The 15,608-nt window shown below is 72.0% G+C and carries 14 protein-coding genes; 9 read left to right on the top strand and 5 right to left on the bottom strand.

The features are described 5' to 3' along the window. Positions 1–36: 36 nt before the first annotated feature. Positions 37–549, top strand: coding sequence for an ASCH domain-containing protein (locus tag KUV85_RS04695; RefSeq protein WP_219962062.1), 513 nt, complete (start codon positions 37–39; stop codon positions 547–549). A 24-nt stretch (positions 550–573) separates the two neighbouring features. Here KUV85_RS04695 and KUV85_RS04700 read toward each other — a convergent pair whose 3' ends face one another. Beyond that, positions 574–1,077: an SRPBCC family protein gene (locus KUV85_RS04700; protein WP_219962063.1), complete on the bottom strand. Its 504-nt coding sequence runs from the start codon at positions 1,075–1,077 to the stop codon at positions 574–576. A gap of 42 nt (positions 1,078–1,119) precedes the next feature. Between KUV85_RS04700 and KUV85_RS04705 the strand changes: the two genes are divergently transcribed. Next, on the top strand, positions 1,120–1,728 hold the full coding sequence (locus KUV85_RS04705; protein ID WP_219962064.1) for an acVLRF1 family peptidyl-tRNA hydrolase: 609 nt from the start codon (positions 1,120–1,122) through the stop codon (positions 1,726–1,728). Positions 1,729–1,776: 48 nt separating this feature from the next. After that, a complete protein-coding gene (locus tag KUV85_RS04710; RefSeq protein ID WP_219962065.1) occupies positions 1,777–2,682 on the top strand; it encodes a phosphotransferase family protein in 906 nt (301 codons plus the stop codon). Positions 2,683–2,690: 8 nt separating this feature from the next. Here KUV85_RS04710 and ypfJ read toward each other — a convergent pair whose 3' ends face one another. Beyond that, positions 2,691–3,659: a KPN_02809 family neutral zinc metallopeptidase gene (gene ypfJ, locus KUV85_RS04715; protein WP_219962066.1), complete on the bottom strand. Its 969-nt coding sequence runs from the start codon at positions 3,657–3,659 to the stop codon at positions 2,691–2,693. Between the two features lie 228 nt (positions 3,660–3,887). Between ypfJ and KUV85_RS04720 the strand changes: the two genes are divergently transcribed. Both KUV85_RS04720 and KUV85_RS04725 read left to right on the top strand, forming a co-directional pair. Beyond that, on the top strand, positions 3,888–4,508 hold the full coding sequence (locus KUV85_RS04720; RefSeq protein WP_219962067.1) for a hypothetical protein: 621 nt from the start codon (positions 3,888–3,890) through the stop codon (positions 4,506–4,508). A gap of 112 nt (positions 4,509–4,620) precedes the next feature. Then, the gene (locus KUV85_RS04725; RefSeq protein WP_219962068.1) at positions 4,621–6,219 is read left to right on the top strand and encodes an ABC-F family ATP-binding cassette domain-containing protein; all 1,599 of its coding nucleotides are present in this window, start codon (positions 4,621–4,623) and stop codon (positions 6,217–6,219) included. A 65-nt stretch (positions 6,220–6,284) separates the two neighbouring features. Here KUV85_RS04725 and KUV85_RS04730 read toward each other — a convergent pair whose 3' ends face one another. Both KUV85_RS04730 and KUV85_RS04735 read right to left on the bottom strand, forming a co-directional pair. Then, complete coding sequence (locus tag KUV85_RS04730; RefSeq protein ID WP_219962069.1) at positions 6,285–8,825, bottom strand: ABC transporter permease; 2,541 nt, start codon at positions 8,823–8,825, stop codon at positions 6,285–6,287. Positions 8,826–8,830: 5 nt separating this feature from the next. Next, on the bottom strand, positions 8,831–9,538 hold the full coding sequence (locus KUV85_RS04735; RefSeq protein WP_237690201.1) for an ABC transporter ATP-binding protein: 708 nt from the start codon (positions 9,536–9,538) through the stop codon (positions 8,831–8,833). A gap of 104 nt (positions 9,539–9,642) precedes the next feature. On the opposite strand from KUV85_RS04735, the gene glpK reads away from it, so the two are divergent. The 3 genes from glpK to KUV85_RS04750 are packed head-to-tail and all read left to right on the top strand — an operon-like array spanning position 9,643 to position 13,729. After that, positions 9,643–11,193 (top strand): glycerol kinase GlpK, encoded by a 1,551-nt coding sequence (glpK, locus tag KUV85_RS04740; RefSeq protein WP_219962070.1) that lies wholly within the window; start codon positions 9,643–9,645, stop codon positions 11,191–11,193. A gap of 16 nt (positions 11,194–11,209) precedes the next feature. Further along, a complete protein-coding gene (locus KUV85_RS04745) occupies positions 11,210–12,955 on the top strand; it encodes a glycerol-3-phosphate dehydrogenase/oxidase (RefSeq protein WP_237690248.1) in 1,746 nt (581 codons plus the stop codon). Then, on the top strand, positions 12,956–13,729 hold the full coding sequence (locus KUV85_RS04750; RefSeq protein ID WP_219962072.1) for an SDR family oxidoreductase: 774 nt from the start codon (positions 12,956–12,958) through the stop codon (positions 13,727–13,729). On the opposite strand, the gene KUV85_RS04755 is transcribed toward KUV85_RS04750, so the two are convergent. Continuing rightward, positions 13,661–14,530, bottom strand: a complete 870-nt coding sequence (locus KUV85_RS04755; protein WP_219962073.1) for an SURF1 family protein — start codon at positions 14,528–14,530, stop codon at positions 13,661–13,663. The genes KUV85_RS04750 and KUV85_RS04755 overlap by 69 nt on opposite strands. Positions 14,531–14,585: 55 nt before the next feature. Here KUV85_RS04755 and moaA point away from each other — a divergent pair, with 55 nt between their 5' ends. Further along, positions 14,586–15,584, top strand: a complete 999-nt coding sequence (gene moaA, locus KUV85_RS04760; RefSeq protein ID WP_219962074.1) for a GTP 3',8-cyclase MoaA — start codon at positions 14,586–14,588, stop codon at positions 15,582–15,584. Positions 15,585–15,608 lie beyond the last annotated feature (24 nt).

A 15,608-nucleotide genomic window follows, 5' to 3' on the forward strand; every position in this document is an offset into this window, starting at 1 on the left:
CGACGGCGGGTTGGCGGCAGGTGCGACCATGTCGCCATGAGCGAAACGGGGACCGGGGCCGCGGACGAGGCCATCGCGGCGTTCTGGAACGACGCCAAGCACCGCGCGAAGCTGACGACCATGCCCGGCTACTTCGGTGCCAACCCGACCGAGGCCGTCCCGCCGCCGGCGTGGTCCTTCGGTGCGACGCCCGAGCACGCCGACGAATTGCTGGCGCTGGTGCTGGAGGGCACCAAGACCGCGACCGCCAGCGCGCTGTGGGACTACGAGGCCGAGGACGAGCCACTGCCCGAGGTCGGCACGCTGGGCATCGTGCTGGACTCGGCCGGACGTCCGCAGGCGCTGCTGGTGACGACCGAAGTCACCGTGGTTCCCTTCGACGAGGTCGACGAGGAGCACGCCCGACTCGAGGGTGAGGGCGACCGGAGCCTGGCGTACTGGCGACAGGTTCACGAGGAGTTCTTCACCGACCACGCCACGCACGGCCACGGCTTTCGCTCCGACATGCCGGTGGTGCTGGAGCGGTTCGAGGTGCTGCACCGCGCGTGAGGCGGCGGTGTAGCAGCACGTCGCTCACGCGGTGGCGAACCGCCGTGCGGTGTAGCGCTGGAGGTTGCCCAGGAACCGGCGGAAACCGATGTCCAGCAGCGGCCGGCCCAGCGGCATGGTGAACCGCGACGGTCCGCCGACCTCTTGGGCCAGGGTCCAGGTCAGCCGGCAGCCCGCGGGCGTCGGCTCGATCTCGTAGAGCTCGGCGAATGCCCTGACCGCCGAGGTGGACGCAGCGTTGAACCGGAACGCCATGCGCCGACCGGGTTCCCACGCCAGGAACTCCTCCTCGCCGACCAGTCCACCGCGCATGGCCACGGTCCGCGTCGTGCCTACGCCGTGCGGCTCGGGACTGGTCCAGGTCACCCGGGTGATGACGCTGGCCCACTCGGGCCAGGCGGCGGCGTCGGTGAGCACGTCCCAGAGCTGGTCGGGGCTGACGTCGAGCTCGACGCTGTTGCGGAAGCGGTGGGGAGCGGTGCCGAGGAAGTCCAGGCCGACCCGCTCGCAAGGGCGCATGGTTGCCATCCCGCCATGCTAGAACATGTTCTTGTCGGTACTGTCGGGGCTGTGCCCGATGTCTTCGTCCCGCCCGCGCGGTGGCCCCGCTGGGTCGAGAACTTCACCACCGGTCACGGCGGCGCACGACTCGACGTGGCGGACGGCGCACTGCGCGGCGAGGCCGAGGACGGGTCCTGGTTCGTGGCCCTCCTCCCGTTCGACGCGACGTACGTCGGACCGGCGGTGGCCGAGGGCTTCCGCGATGCGGCGGCCACGCCGCGGGAGTGGGGCCTGTTGCTGGTGCGCAAGGGAGGCTTCGCCGTCGCTCGGATGGCGGGGGAGGAGATGGTCGACTCCAAGGTCGGACGGCGTCATGTGCAGGGCCGGACCAAGGCCGGCGGCCAGTCGCAGCAGCGGTTCGCCCGCCGCCGTGAGAAGCAGGCCCGTGAGGCCAACGAGGCGGCCGCCGACCATGCCGCACGGGTGCTGCACGGCATCACGACCGTGGTGACCGGGGGCGACCGGGCGGCCGTGGCGGAGGTGCTCACCGATCCGCGGATGGGTCGGGTCCGTCCGGTGGAGCGGTGGCTGGCGGTTGCGGACCCGCGCCGCCAGGTCCTGGAGCGGGCCGCGACGGACGCGCGAGCGGTGGCCGTGCACGTCGAGAACGCGCCGTGAGTGGCACGGGTGCTGCATCCGGGCCCATTTTCGTTCTAGGTTCGGACCATGTGGCAGCCCGAGCCGGACTGGCATCCGCTGCCGGGCGGCACCGGCACCTCGACCGTCGGTGTCTGGCGCACGGCGCTCGGCGGCGAACCGGTCGTGATCAAGCGCTTGGCGCCGCCGGGGCCCGATGAGCCGCGCTCGCTGTCCGATCCCGACCACGTCGGCTACTGGCGCCGCGAGGCCGACGTCCTGACCACGGGGCTGACCACCCACACGCCGGGACTGCGTTCCGTGGTCGCCTCGGTGGCGGAGGACGCCGAGGGGGTCACGATCACCCGTGACTGGGTGGAGGACGCCGCGTCGAGCGGCCTGTTCCTGGCCATCGCCCTCGGGCGCTTCGCCGGCGCCGAGATCGGCCGGCCGCGTTTCCTCGCGCGCCGCCTGCTGCGGGACCGCCTGGCCCGCGTCGAGCACAACGGCGGCTGGCCGACGCTGGCGCGGACGCCGGTTGCCGACGTCGCCGAGCACCTGTGGTCGCGACGGGCAGTGTTCCTGGACCTGCTGGACGGCGTGCCGCAGGTGCCGCAGCACGGCGACCCGACGCCCGGCAACCTCCCCGGTCGCGAGGGTGGCGATGCGGTGGCGATCGACTGGGGCACGCTGGGCATCGGCCCCGTCGGCGGCGACCTCGGCTACCTGGCGCTCTCCGCGCGCGAGGAGTTCGAGCCGCTGCTCGATGCCTACCTGATGGGCGTGCCCGAGGGGGTCGCCGACCGCGAGGACGTCGTGCTCGGCGCCCAGGTGACCGCCGTCTTCACGGCGTTGAGCCGGGCCGAGTGGGCCCTGGCCAGGGTGGCCGGGGGCGAGGGGGCCCTGGGCAGCAAGTTCCGGCACCCTGCCGTCGCCCCGCACCTGAGAGCGCTGCAGCGGCAGTATCCGTTGATCGAGGCGCTGCTCCAGCGCTAGGACGTGCCCTACACCCGGTCCGCTGCGAAGGTGTCGCAGGCGCGCAACGAGCCCTGCTCGTAGCCGACGGTGAACCAACGCATGCGCTGCGCGGACGAGCCGTGGTTCCAGGTCTCGGGGTTCGTCTGCCCCCGCGTCTGCTGCTGGATGTGGTCGTCACCGACGGCCGCGGCGGCCTCCAGGGCCAGGTCCACGTCGCGCCGGGTGAGGTCGAGGACGAGTGGTTGGCCGCTGGCGTCCTCGGTCGTCGTCGCGTGGTGCGCCCACATGCCGGCGTAGCAGTCTGCCTGCAGCTCCAGGCGGGTCGTCTGGCTCTGCGGGCCGGTGTCCTGGCTCCGTACTCGGCCCAGGTAGCCGAGCAGGTTGGAGACGTGGTGCCCGTACTCGTGGGCCAGCACGTAGAACTCCACGAAACCGCCGTCGGGTCCGCCGAGCTCGCGCTCGAGGACGTCGTCGAAGAACGTCGTGTCGAGGTAGATGCCGAGGTCGGCGGGACAGTAGAAGGGGCCCACCGCGGTCGTCGCGGTCCCGCACTGGGTGGTCACGCCGCCGGTGAACGTGGTGAGGGAGGAGATGGGGCGGAAGTCGCCGCCGAGCTCGTCGGCCCAGTAGTCGGTCAACGAGTTCTCCACCGCCACCCGCGCGCAGTCGGGGTCGGCGTTCGCGTCCGCGCCGGTGCGGCAGTGGGCGTAGCGGTCGCCGGTGTCGGCATCGGCCATCCGGCCGGGGGAGTACGCCGTCTGGCCGCGCAGCCCGAGGAGGTCGGGCCCCCCGCACGTGGCGACGGTGAGGAGGAGGACCGCGGCGAGAGCGATCGCGATCCTTCCCTTCCAACCGACGCGGAGGAACACCGACGCGAGGAGACCGAGTCCGACGCCGCCTCGCCGGGAGCCGGCGCGTCCGAGCGAGGTGCGGCCACCGCCCCCGGCGTCCCGGACGCGGGAGGTGTCGAGTCGGGCCCTCGGGTTGAACCGCACCTGCTGAGCCTAGGTCACCTTGGGGATCACCTGAGAGAAGTTGGCGTTCTCTCAGGTGCCGGTGGATGCACGTGGCGCAGGGAGTTCGGAGGCGCAGCCCGGCCGGATGGGTGGTGCGGGCGGTGGGTGTTGTCACGCAGCAGAACCGTTGTCTCACCGCCACATCGCGCTATCAATGAGGGTGCACATCGCACATCCACTCCGAACCCAACAGATGGAGGAAGAACGATGCGCACGATCTTCACCAAGTCCCTCGCCACGGCCGCCGTCAGCGGCCTGCTCATCGCGGGCGGCACTGGTGTTGCGTCCGCCGACACGATCGGTGGCGACCAGGACCAGACCCAGCAGGACCAGCGCAGCGAGGTCAGCGACAACCAGGTCGGCGACCTCGGCGGTCTCGAGCTGTCGGACCTGTTCTCCGAGGTGACCGGCTTCAGCGACGTCGGCAACGGTGAGACCGGGAGCAACAACAGCAACGACGTCTCGGACAACCTCACCGGGAACGCCTCGGACAACCAGGCCGGGAACGTGACCGGGAACGAGGCCGGCAACGGCAACGAGGCCGGCAGCGGCAACGAGACCGGGAACGGCAACGAGACCGGGAACGGCAACGAGTTCAACCCCAGCATCGACCCTGAGGTGAACCCGAACGTCGACCCCGAGATCGACGTCAGCCCCGAGACCGACAACTCCCAGACCGACAACTCCGTCGACAACTCCCAGACCGACAACTCGGTCGACAACTCCACGACGGACGAGTCGCAGACCGACAACTCGGACAACTCCGACAACGAGGACGGCGAGGAGAACGACGAGCGGGACAACGGCCTGCTCGGCGGCCTGCTCTGATCCGCCCTGCTGAGGCCGAGGCCCCGTCGGGATCCGTCCCGGCGGGGCCTCGTGCACGTCGGACGGTCGCGTTTTCGGGCCCGCTCCCTGCCCGTGGGACACTGGCGCGGTCATGATCACCGCCAGTCACCTCGAAGTGCGGGCGGGTGCCCGGCTCCTGATGGACGACGTCAACTTCCGCGTCGCCCCGGGCGACAAGATCGGCCTCGTCGGCCGCAACGGAGCCGGGAAGACCACGCTCACCAAGATCCTCGCCGGCGACGCGCTGCCCGCGAGCGGATCCGTGCACGCCTCCGGCGAGGTCGGCTACCTGCCGCAGGACCCCCGGTCGGGTGACCCGACGCAGGTCGCTCGGGAACGCATCCTCTCCGCGCGCGGCCTGGACGACGTCGTACGCCGTCTCCGCGCCGCTGAGGAGGAGATGGGCAGCGACGACCCGCAGCGCCGTGAGCGCGCGATGCGTCGTTACGAGCGGGCCGACGCGGAGTTGCACGCCGGTGGTGGCTACGCCGCCGAGTCCGAGGCGGCTGCGATCGCCCACAGCCTGGGCATCAGCGACCGGCACCTCGGCCAACCCCTGGAGACACTGTCCGGTGGCCAGCGACGCCGGGTCGAGCTGGCCCGCATCCTGTTCTCCGACGCCCGCACCATGCTGCTGGACGAGCCGACCAACCACCTAGACGCGGACTCCATCGTGTGGCTGCGCGACTTCCTGGTCACCTACTCCGGTGGGCTGGTGGTCATCAGCCACGACACCGACCTGCTCGATGCCTGCGTGAACCGGGTGCTCCACCTCGACGCCAACCGCGCCGAGATCGACACCTACAACATGGGGTGGTCGCGCTACCTCGCGCAGCGGGAGACCGACGAGAAGCGCCGCAAGCGCGAGCGCGCCAACGCCGAGGCCAAGGCCAAGACGCTGACCGACCAGGCCAACAAGATGCGGGCCAAGGCGACCAAGGCGCAGGCCGCCCAGTCGATGCTGAAGCGCGCCGAGCGCCTCTTGGACGGGGTCGAGGGTGAGCGCCAGTCCGACCGGGTGGCGCGCATCGACTTCCCCGAGCCCGCCTCGTGCGGCAAGACACCGCTCACCGCCAGCGAGCTGTCGAAGTCCTACGGCTCGTTGGAGGTCTTCACCGACGTCGACCTCGCGATCGACCGCGGCTCACGGGTGGTCGTGCTGGGACTCAATGGCGCTGGCAAGACGACCCTGCTCCGGGTGCTGGCCGGCGTGGACCAGCCCGACACCGGTGCCGTCATCCCCGGCCACGGGTTGAAGGTCGGCTACTACGCCCAGGAGCACGAGACCCTCGACACCTCCCGCACCGTGCTGGAGAACATGCGCACGGCCGCACCGGAGCTGACCGACACCGAGGCCCGCAACGTGCTCGGCTCGTTCCTGTTCTCCGGCGACGACGCCCACAAGTCCGCCGCCGTCCTGTCCGGTGGGGAGAAGACGCGGCTCGCCCTGGCGATCCTCGTGGTCTCGGCGGCCAACGTGCTGCTGCTCGACGAGCCGACCAACAACCTCGACCCGGCCTCCCGCGAGGAGGTGCTGGCGGCGATCCGGTCCTACCGGGGCGCCATGGTGCTGGTGACCCACGACGAGGGCGCGGTGCAGGCGCTCGAGCCCGACCGGGTGCTGATCCTGCCCGACGGCACCGAGGACCTCTGGAACGACGAGTACGCCGAACTGGTCGCCCTCGCCTGACCACCCCGGCCTCGCGGACGCACGCCGGCGTCGTTGCCGGCGCACCCCCCGGGGGCCGCTGCGCGCTACTCGGTCGTGATGGCGTCCAGCACGTTGAGCCGGGCGGCACGGATGGCCGGCACCACGGCCGCCAGGACACCCACCACGACGGCGAGCCCGAGGAACACCGCCAGTTGGCCCAGCGGCAACCCCAGGCTGGTGAGGTCCTCGCGGAGCTCGTAGCGCAGCAGGCTGCCCACGCCCACGCCGAGCGCCATGCCCAGTACGGCACCCAGCACGGCGATGGCGACCGATTCGAGCATCACCATGCGTCGCAGGCCGCGCCGGTTGAGCCCGATGGCGCGGAGCAGGCCGATCTCGCGGGTGCGCTCGATGACGCTGAGACCGAGCGTGTTGACGATGCCGATGATCGCGATGACCACGGCGAGCGCCAACAGGGCGTAGATCAGGTAGAGCAGCTGGTTGATCTGTCCCCGGATCTCGTCGGCGAACTCCTGCTTGTCGAACACGCCCACGACCGGTGCGGCAGCGGCGATGTCGTCGAGCTCGGCACCGACCTCCTCGACGTCCGCGCCGGACTCGAGCAGGATGCTCAGGACGCTGTCCTGGCGCGCGATCCCGGCGTCGGCGAGGGTGGTGAGGGGGAGGTTCAGGGCAGCCGTGACCTCGCGTCCCTCCACGACGCCGACCACCTCGACGTCGAGCGAGCGAGCTCCGGCCAGCTGCAGGGCGACGGTGTCGCCGACGGCGAGCGATCGTTCGTCGGCGAAGTCCGCGGTCACGAACGCCTCGGCGCCCGACACCTGTTGCCGACCCTCGACCAGGGGGAGGGCGTAGACGTCTCGGAAGGAGTCGTCGACGCCGGAGATGGAGATGCGGTCGCCGTCGACCCGCGCCCCGGCCCACTGCTGCCGACTCACCTCGGCAACGCCGTCGACCTCGGTCATCTGGTCGCCGATCGTGGTGGAGAACGGGGTGAAGGTCGAGGACTGGACGAGGAAGTCGGAGGCGAACTCCTCGTCGACGACGTCGCTCACCGACTGGTTCAGCGAGGCCGCCAGGACACCGATCGTCGACACCAGGGCGAGCCCGATCATCAGTGCCGAGGCCGTGGCGCCGGTACGTCGCGGGTCGCGCAGTGCGTTCTCCCCGGCGAGGCGGCCGGTCGTGCCGAAGAGTGTGGCGAACACGCTGCGACCGACGCGCAGCAATGGCTGGCCGAAGACCGACGAGGTGGCCGCGAGGGTGAGGATCCAGACCACGGCTCCGACGCCGATGAGCACCGCGCCGTTGCCGAGGTCGGCGATGCCGGCCGCAGCGAACCCGGCGCCCACCAGCAGCAGCACCGTCCCGATGACCGCGCGGCGGCGGAGCGACCGGGCGGCCGGGGCCACGTCGGCCTGCATCGCCGCGACCGGGGCGACGCGTCCTGCGCGGCGGGCGGGCAGCCAGGCGGCCAGCAGGGTGACGACGATGCCGACGGCGTACCCGATGGCGAAGATCCGTGGTGACAGCGTGAGCGCGGAACCCTGGATGTCCAGCCCGACGGCGCCGAAGATCGCGGCGAGCCCGTGCGCCAGTCCCCAGCCCAGCAGGATGCCCAGCGTGCTCGCCAACAACGCCTGCGCCGCGGCCTCGAGCAGCACCGAGCGCGACACCTGCCGTCGCGATGCCCCCAGGGCACGCAGCAGTGCCAGCTCACGGCTGCGCTGTGCCACGAGGATGGTGAAGGTGTTGACGATGATGAAGCCCGCCACCAGCACCGCGATGATCGCGAACACCAGCAGGAAGGTCTCGATGACGCCGAGGAACTCACCGATCGCGTCCTCGGACTCGGCGACCACCGTGTCGCCCTCGACGGCGGTGAAGCCGTCCGGTACGACGCCCTGGGCCGCTGCGGTGAGCTCGGCCTGGCTGACACCCGGCGCCGCGGTCAACGCGATCGAGGTGAAGACGTCCGCACCACCGGTGAACAGTTGTTGGGCCCCTGCGGTGTCGAAGATGAGGAGGGTGGCGCCCGCCGTGCCGCCGCCGTTGAACTCGGCGATGCCGACGAGCGTGGCGGTGCGGTCCAGGGCGCCCTGCGGGGAGAGCAGCTTCACCTCGTCGCCGACGGCGTACCCGCCGGCCTCGGCGGCGCCCTCATCGAGCGCGATCTCGTCCGGCGTGCCGGGCCAGGCGCCCTCCAGGAGCTCCAGGGTCGGGTCGCCGGCCATGTTGGGCGCCTCGGTGTAGTTGAAGGCCAGGGTGGGCGCCCCCGTGCCGCCCACGAGGGTGCCGTCGGCGGCCAGCAGGCTCATGCCGAACCCCTCGACGTTGCCATCGGCCCGGTCGACCTCCGGCAGGTCCGCGAGGTCGGTCACCACGGCCGGGTCGAGCGTGGCCGTCGACACCCCGCCCTCACCGGCCGAGAACGAGTCGGCGCCGGCGACCCGGACCAGGCCGTCGGGCGTCGAGCCGTTGATGATCCCGTCGAAGGTGGTGCGGATGCCGTTGCTGAAGACCAGCACGCCGGCGAGGAAGGCGACGCCCAGCACGATCGCGAGGCCGCTGAGGAAGAGCCGGACCTTGCGCGCCAGCAGGGTGCGCAGCGTGAGTCGCAGCATGGCGCTCAGGCCCCCGGTCGCGCGACGGCGTCGTCACCGATGACGCGACCGTCGGTCAGGGTCACGATGCGATCGGTGTAGGAGGCCGCGTTGGGGTCGTGGGTGACCATCACGATGGTCTGGTCGAACTCGTCGACGCTCCGGCGCAGGAAACCCAGCACCTCGGCACCGGAGTGCGAGTCGAGGTTGCCGGTCGGCTCGTCGGCGAAGATGATCGCCGGGCGGCTGGCCAGGGCGCGCGCGCAGGCGACGCGCTGCTGCTGGCCCCCCGACATCTGGTTGGGACGGTGGCCGAGCCGGTCACGCAGCCCGACGGTGTCCACGACCAGGTCGAACCAGTCGGCGTCGGGCTTGCGGCCGGCCAGCGACAGGGGGAGCAGGATGTTCTCCCGGGCCGTCAGGGTCGGCACCAGGTTGAACGCCTGGAACACGAAACCGATGCGCTCGCGGCGCAGCGCGGTCAGGGCCTTGTCGCCCAGGGCCGAGAGGGCGACGCCGTCGACGACGACCTCACCCGAGGTCGGGGTGTCGAGCGCGGCGAAGCAGTGCATCAGCGTGGACTTGCCCGATCCGGAGGGCCCCATGACGGCGGTGAACTCGCCGGACCGGATCTCCAGGTCGACCCCGTCGAGGGCGTGGACCTCGGCGGCGCCGTCGCCGTAGGTCTTGCGGAGGTCGGTGGCACGGGCGGCGACGGTCATCGTGGAGGCCATGGCGCAAGACTGCCCGACGGCGCCGACGGTCCACCACCGGGTTCTCCGCTGACCCCACCCCGAGGTGCACCCGGGGGAGCCCCCTCCGTGGCAGGGTGGGCGCCATGGCGCAGTTCGTGGGGGCGATCGATCAGGGCACGACCAGCACGCGGTGCATGGTCTTCGACCACGACGGCCGCGAGGTCGCGCGGCACCAGCTCGAGCACGAGCAGATCCTGCCGCGTGCGGGATGGGTCGAGCACGACCCGGCCGAGATCTGGGAGCGCACCCGGACCGTGGTCATGCGAGCGCTGGACAAGGCCGGCATCGACGGCTCGGACCTCGCCGCGGTCGGGATCACCAACCAGCGCGAGACCACCATCGTGTGGGACCGGCGCACCGGCCGGCCGCTGGCGAACGCGATCGTGTGGCAGGACACGCGCACCGACACGATCGCCGCCGCACTGGACCGCGACGGGCGTGGCGAGGTCATCCGGCAGCGCGCCGGACTGCCGCCGGCGCCGTACTTCTCCGGCGGCAAGCTCGCGTGGCTCTTCGAGCACGTCGACGGCCTCCGCCGTCGCGCCGAGGACGGCGAGGTGCTCTTCGGGACCCCCGACACGTGGGTGCTGTGGAACCTCACCGGCGGCCCCGACGGCGGTGTGCACGCCACCGACGTCACCAACGCCAGCCGCACCATGCTGATGGACCTGGAGACGCTGGACTGGGACGAGGAGCTGCTGGGTTTCTTCGACGTGCCCCGCGCGATGCTCCCCGAGATCCGCCCGTCCTCGGTCGCCGACGGGTACGGCGTGACGCGCGCCGACGGACCCTTCGGAGCCGAGGTGCCCGTCACCGGGATCCTGGGCGACCAGCAGGCGGCCACCGTGGGCCAGGTCTGCTTCGAGCCCGGCGAGGCCAAGAACACCTACGGCACCGGCAACTTCATGCTGATGAACACCGGCACCGAGATCGTCCGCTCCCGGGCGGGCCTGCTCACCACCCCCGCCTACCAGTTCGGCGACGAGCCCTGCGTCTATGCGCTCGAGGGCTCGATCGCGGTCACCGGGTCGGCCGTGCAGTGGCTGCGGGACCAGCTGGGCGTCATCGACGACGCCATCGAGAGCGAGACGCTGGCCCGGCAGGTGACCGACAACGGCGGCGTCTACTTCGTGCCCGCGTTCTCGGGACTGTTCGCGCCCTACTGGCGCTCCGACGCCCGGGGCGCCATCGTCGGGCTCTCGCGGTTCAACAACAAGGCCCACATCGCTCGGGCCACCCTGGAGTCGATCTGCTACCAGTCCCGCGACGTCGTCGAGGCGATGGCCACCGACTCCGGCGTCGAGCTGGAGGTGCTCAAGGTCGACGGCGGCGTGACCGCCAACGAGCTGTGCATGCAGACCCAGGCCGACGTGCTCGGGGTCCCGGTGGTCTGCCCGGAGATCGCCGAGACGACCGCGCTCGGGGCGGCGTACGCCGCCGGGCTCGCGGTGGGCTTCTGGTCCGACACCGACGAGCTGCGGGCCAACTGGGCCGAACGGCGACGTTGGCAGCCGACCTGGGATGACCAGCGGCGCGCGACGGGTTATGCCCGGTGGCGCAAGGCGGTGGACCGGACCCTGGACTGGGTGCCGGTGGACACCGACGACACCGGTAGCGCCACCGACCCCGAATGACGACGAGAGGATGCTGATGCAGCCGGTCGCGCTGTCACCCGACTACCGCACCGAGGCGCTGCGCCGGATGGAGCACGAGCACCTCGACGTGCTCGTGATCGGCGGCGGTGTCGTGGGGGGCGGCGCGGCGCTGGACGCCGCGACCCGCGGCCTGTCCGTGGGACTGGTCGAGGCGCGCGACTTCGCCTCGGGCACCTCGAGCCGCTCCTCCAAGCTGGTGCACGGCGGGTTGCGTTACCTGGAGATGCTCGACTTCGGACTGGTCGCCGAGGCGTTGCGGGAGCGGGGCCTGCTGATGCAGCGCATCGCGCCCCACCTGGTGCGACCCGTGCCGTTCCTCTACCCGCTCCAGCACCGCGCGTGGGAACGCGTGTACGCCGGCTCCGGCGTCGCGCTCTACGACGCGCTGTCGAAGGCGAGCGGCCACGGCAGGGACATGCCGGTGCACCGGCACCTCACCCGCCGGGGTGCGCGCCGACTGGTGCCGGCGCTGCGCAAGGACGCACTCGTCGGTGCGTTGCAGTACCACGACGCCCAGGTCGACGACGCCCGTCACACTTTCTTCCTCTCCCGCACCGCCGCGTCGTACGGCGCGGCCGTCGCCAGTCGGACCCGCGTCACCCGGCTGCTGAAGGAGGGGGAGCGCGTCGTCGGTGCCGTAGTGGTGGACCTCGAGAGCGGTCACGAGTTCGAGATCCGGGCCGGTCAGGTCATCAACGCCACCGGAGTGTGGACCGACGAGACCCAGTCGATGGCCCGGGAGCGCGGGCAGTTCCGTGTCCGGGCGAGCAAGGGCATCCACCTCGTGGTGCCACGCGACCGCATCCACTCCGAGAGCGGCCTGATCCTGCGCACCGAGACGTCGGTGCTCTTCGTCATCCCGTGGAAGCGCCACTGGATCATCGGCACCACCGACACCGACTGGGACCTGTCCAAGGACCATCCGGCTGCGAGCTCGCGCGACATCGACTACCTCCTCGAGCACGTCAACGCGGTGCTGGAGTCGCCGTTGACCCGCGACGACGTCGAGGGGGTCTACGCCGGCCTGCGGCCGTTGCTGGCGGGGGAGTCGGACGCGACCTCCCAGCTCTCGCGCGAGCACGCGGTGGCCCACAGCGTGCCCGGGCTGGTCGTCATCGCCGGCGGGAAGTACACCACCTACCGAGTGATGGCGGCCGATGCGGTGGACGCGGCCGTCCACGGGCTGGAGGCCGACGGGCGCCGTGCCGGTCCGTGCGTGACCGAGGACGTCCCGCTGCTGGGCGCTGACGGCTACCACGCCCGCTGGAACCAGCGCCGCGCGCTCGCCCAGCGCTCCGGCCTGCATGTCACCCGCATCGAGCACCTGCTCGAGCGCTACGGCACGCTCGTCGGGGAGCTGCTGGAGCTGATCGCCGACGACCCGGACCTGGGGGAGCCGCTCCCGGGCGCGGAGGACTACCTCCGGGCCGAGGTGGTGTACGCCGTCACCCACGAGGGCGCGCGGCACCTCGACGACATTCTGACCCGGCGGCTGCGGGTCTCGATCGAGACCTTCGACCGCGGCCTGGACGCGGCGCCACACGTCGCGGACCTGGTCCGCGGTCCCCTGCAGTGGGACGACGCCCAGTACGACCGGGAGCTGGAGCACTACCGCAAGCGGGTCGAGGCGGAGCGTGAGAGCCAGCGACAGCCTGACGACCAGACCGCGGACGCGGCGCGCAAGGGCGCACCCGACGTCGTGCCGGTCTCCCAGCACGCCACGACCACGGAGGTGGACTGAATGGATCTCGGACTGCACGAACGCGTCCTCGTCGTCACCGGGGGGACCCGCGGCCTCGGCCGCGCCAGCGCGGAGGCGCTGGTCGGGGAGGGGGCACGCGTCCTGGTGACCGGCCGCGACGAGGAGGCGGTCGCGGCCACGGTCACGGCACTGGAGGGCATCGCCGCGGGCCCGGACGCCGTCGGGGGCCTCGTCGCCGACAACGCCGACCCCGAGACGCCGGCCCGGATCCTCGCCGCCGCGCGGGAGCGTTGGGGCCGACTCGACGGCGCCCTCATCAGCGTGGGCGGGCCGCCGCCGGGCACGCCGGACCGCCTCACCGACGAGCAGTGGCGCACGGCCTTCGACTCGGTGTTCCTCGGCACGGTGCGGCTGTGCCGCGAGCTCGGCGCGGAGCTCGGGGCCGGTGGGTCGCTGGCGCTGGTGCTCTCCAGCAGTGTGCGGACGCCGATCGCGGGGCTGGGGGCCTCCAACGGTCTGCGCCCGGGGCTCGCGATGCTGGCCAAGGACCTCGCCGACGAGTGGGGGCCGCGAGGGATCCGCGTCAACGGCCTGCTGCCCGGCCGGCTGGCGACCGATCGCGTGGCCCAGCTCGATGCCTCCTCCGGTGACGGCGAGGCCGCGCGCGAGCGGTGGGAGCAGCAGATCCCGCTGCGGCGCTACGGCGACCCCGCGGAGTTCGGCCGTGCTGCCGCCTTCCTGCTCTCACCCGCCGCGTCGTTCATCACCGGGACGATGCTCCCGGTCGACGGCGGGCTGCTGAGGTCGCTGTGACGGTCCGGCCGTGACGGGGGTCCGCCCCGACGGCCGCGGTCGCCGCCGCGCACTGCGGGGGCCGTGCTTCCACTCGTCACGGGCGAGGTAGGTGAACCCGCCGACGGCGAGGATGCCGAAGAACCACCACTGCAGTCCGTAGAAGAAGTGCGGGCCGTTGTCGAGCTCGGGGAGCTCGACCCGTGCCAGCGACTCCGCGGGCTCGGGGGTCTCCGAGCGCAGCTCGACGAAGCCGCCGTACACCTCGCGGTCCAGGGCGGGACCGATCTCGCTGCTGGAGATGGCCCGGGTGGACTGGTCGGCCACCCGGGTGCTGTCGCCCGTGCCGTCGGCTCGCACCCAGGCCGTGACGGTGACCTCGCCCTCGGGGGGTGCGGGCAGGTCGGCGGCCGTCGTGCCGCGGTTGTCGGTCTGCATCCAGCCGCGGTCGACCAGCAGCGCGGTGCCACCGGGCGTGACGAGGGGGACCACGGCGTTGACGCCGGGGATGCCGTCGCGGGTGCGGTAGCGCACCACCACCGTGTCGGAGGCGTCGTAGGTGCCGGTGGCACTCACGACCCGCCACTCGTCGCGCTCCGCGACGTCGCCGCCGGGGGAGAGGACCTCGTCGACGGGCGCCGGTGGACGGTCCTCGTTGGCCCGGATGACGGCGTTGCGGTCCTTGCGGTCATCGAGCCGGCCGAACTGCCACTCGCCGAGCCACCACGTGCCGTAGGCCAGGACCAGGACGGCGAGGGCGAAGAGGACCCAGCGGCGGCTGAGCAGGAAGCGCCACGACCTGACCCACTCCGACGCATGCACGGCCCCACGGTATCCGCCCAGCCATGCCTACACTGGGTCGGGAGGAGGTGTGAGGATGCAGATGCTCCCACTCGCGGACCGGTACGGACGCGTGGCCACGGACCTGCGGGTCTCGCTGACGGACCGGTGCAACCTGCGGTGTTCCTACTGCATGCCGCCCGAGGGCCTGGACTGGCTCCCGAGCGACGAGCAGCTGACCGACGACGAGGTGGTGCGGCTGGTGACGCTGGCCGCGGAGCGCCTCGGCGTGACCGAGGTGCGCTTCACCGGTGGTGAGCCGCTGGTACGCCGCGGCCTGGTCGACATCGTGCGCCGGGTGCGCGAGGCGGGCCCGGACCTGGAGCTCTCCATCACCACCAACGCGATGGGGCTCACCCGCACGGCGGGAGCCTTGGCCGAGGCCGGCCTGGACCGCGTCAACGTCAGCCTCGACACGGTGCGCCCCGACAGCTTCCACCAGATCACCCGGCGCGACCGCCTCCAGGACGTCATCGACGGGCTCGCAGCTGCCGAGGCGGCCGGCCTGGGGCCGGTGAAGGTCAACGCCGTGCTGCTGCGCGGCATCAACGACGACCAGGCACCGGAGATGCTGCGGTGGTGCCTGGAGCGCAGCTACCAGCTGCGCTTCATCGAGCAGATGCCGCTCGACGCCCAGCACGGCTGGAGTCGCGAGGAGATGGTCACCGCCGAGGAGATCTTCGCCTCCCTGGAGCAGGAGTTCACGCTCACGCCGGCCAAGGAGCCCCGTGGCAGCGCGCCCGCCGAGCTGTTCACCGTCGACGGCGGACCCGGCACGGTCGGTGTCATCGCTTCGGTGACGCGGCCCTTCTGCGGCGACTGCGACCGGGTGCGGCTGACTGCGGACGGCCAGATCCGCAACTGCCTCTTCGCACGCACCGAGTCCGACCTGCGCTCCGCGCTGCGTGGGGGTGCCTCGGACGCCGAGCTCGCCGAGCGGTGGGTCGTCGCGATGCACGGCAAGGCCGCCGGCCACGGGATCGACGACGAGACCTTCCTGCAGCCCGACCGGCCCATGTCGGCGATCGGCGGCTGAGCGGCCCGGCGCCGGACCGGGCTG

It is taken from the genome of Nocardioides panacisoli (assembly GCF_019448235.1).
Classification (GTDB): domain Bacteria; phylum Actinomycetota; class Actinomycetes; order Propionibacteriales; family Nocardioidaceae; genus Nocardioides; species Nocardioides panacisoli_A.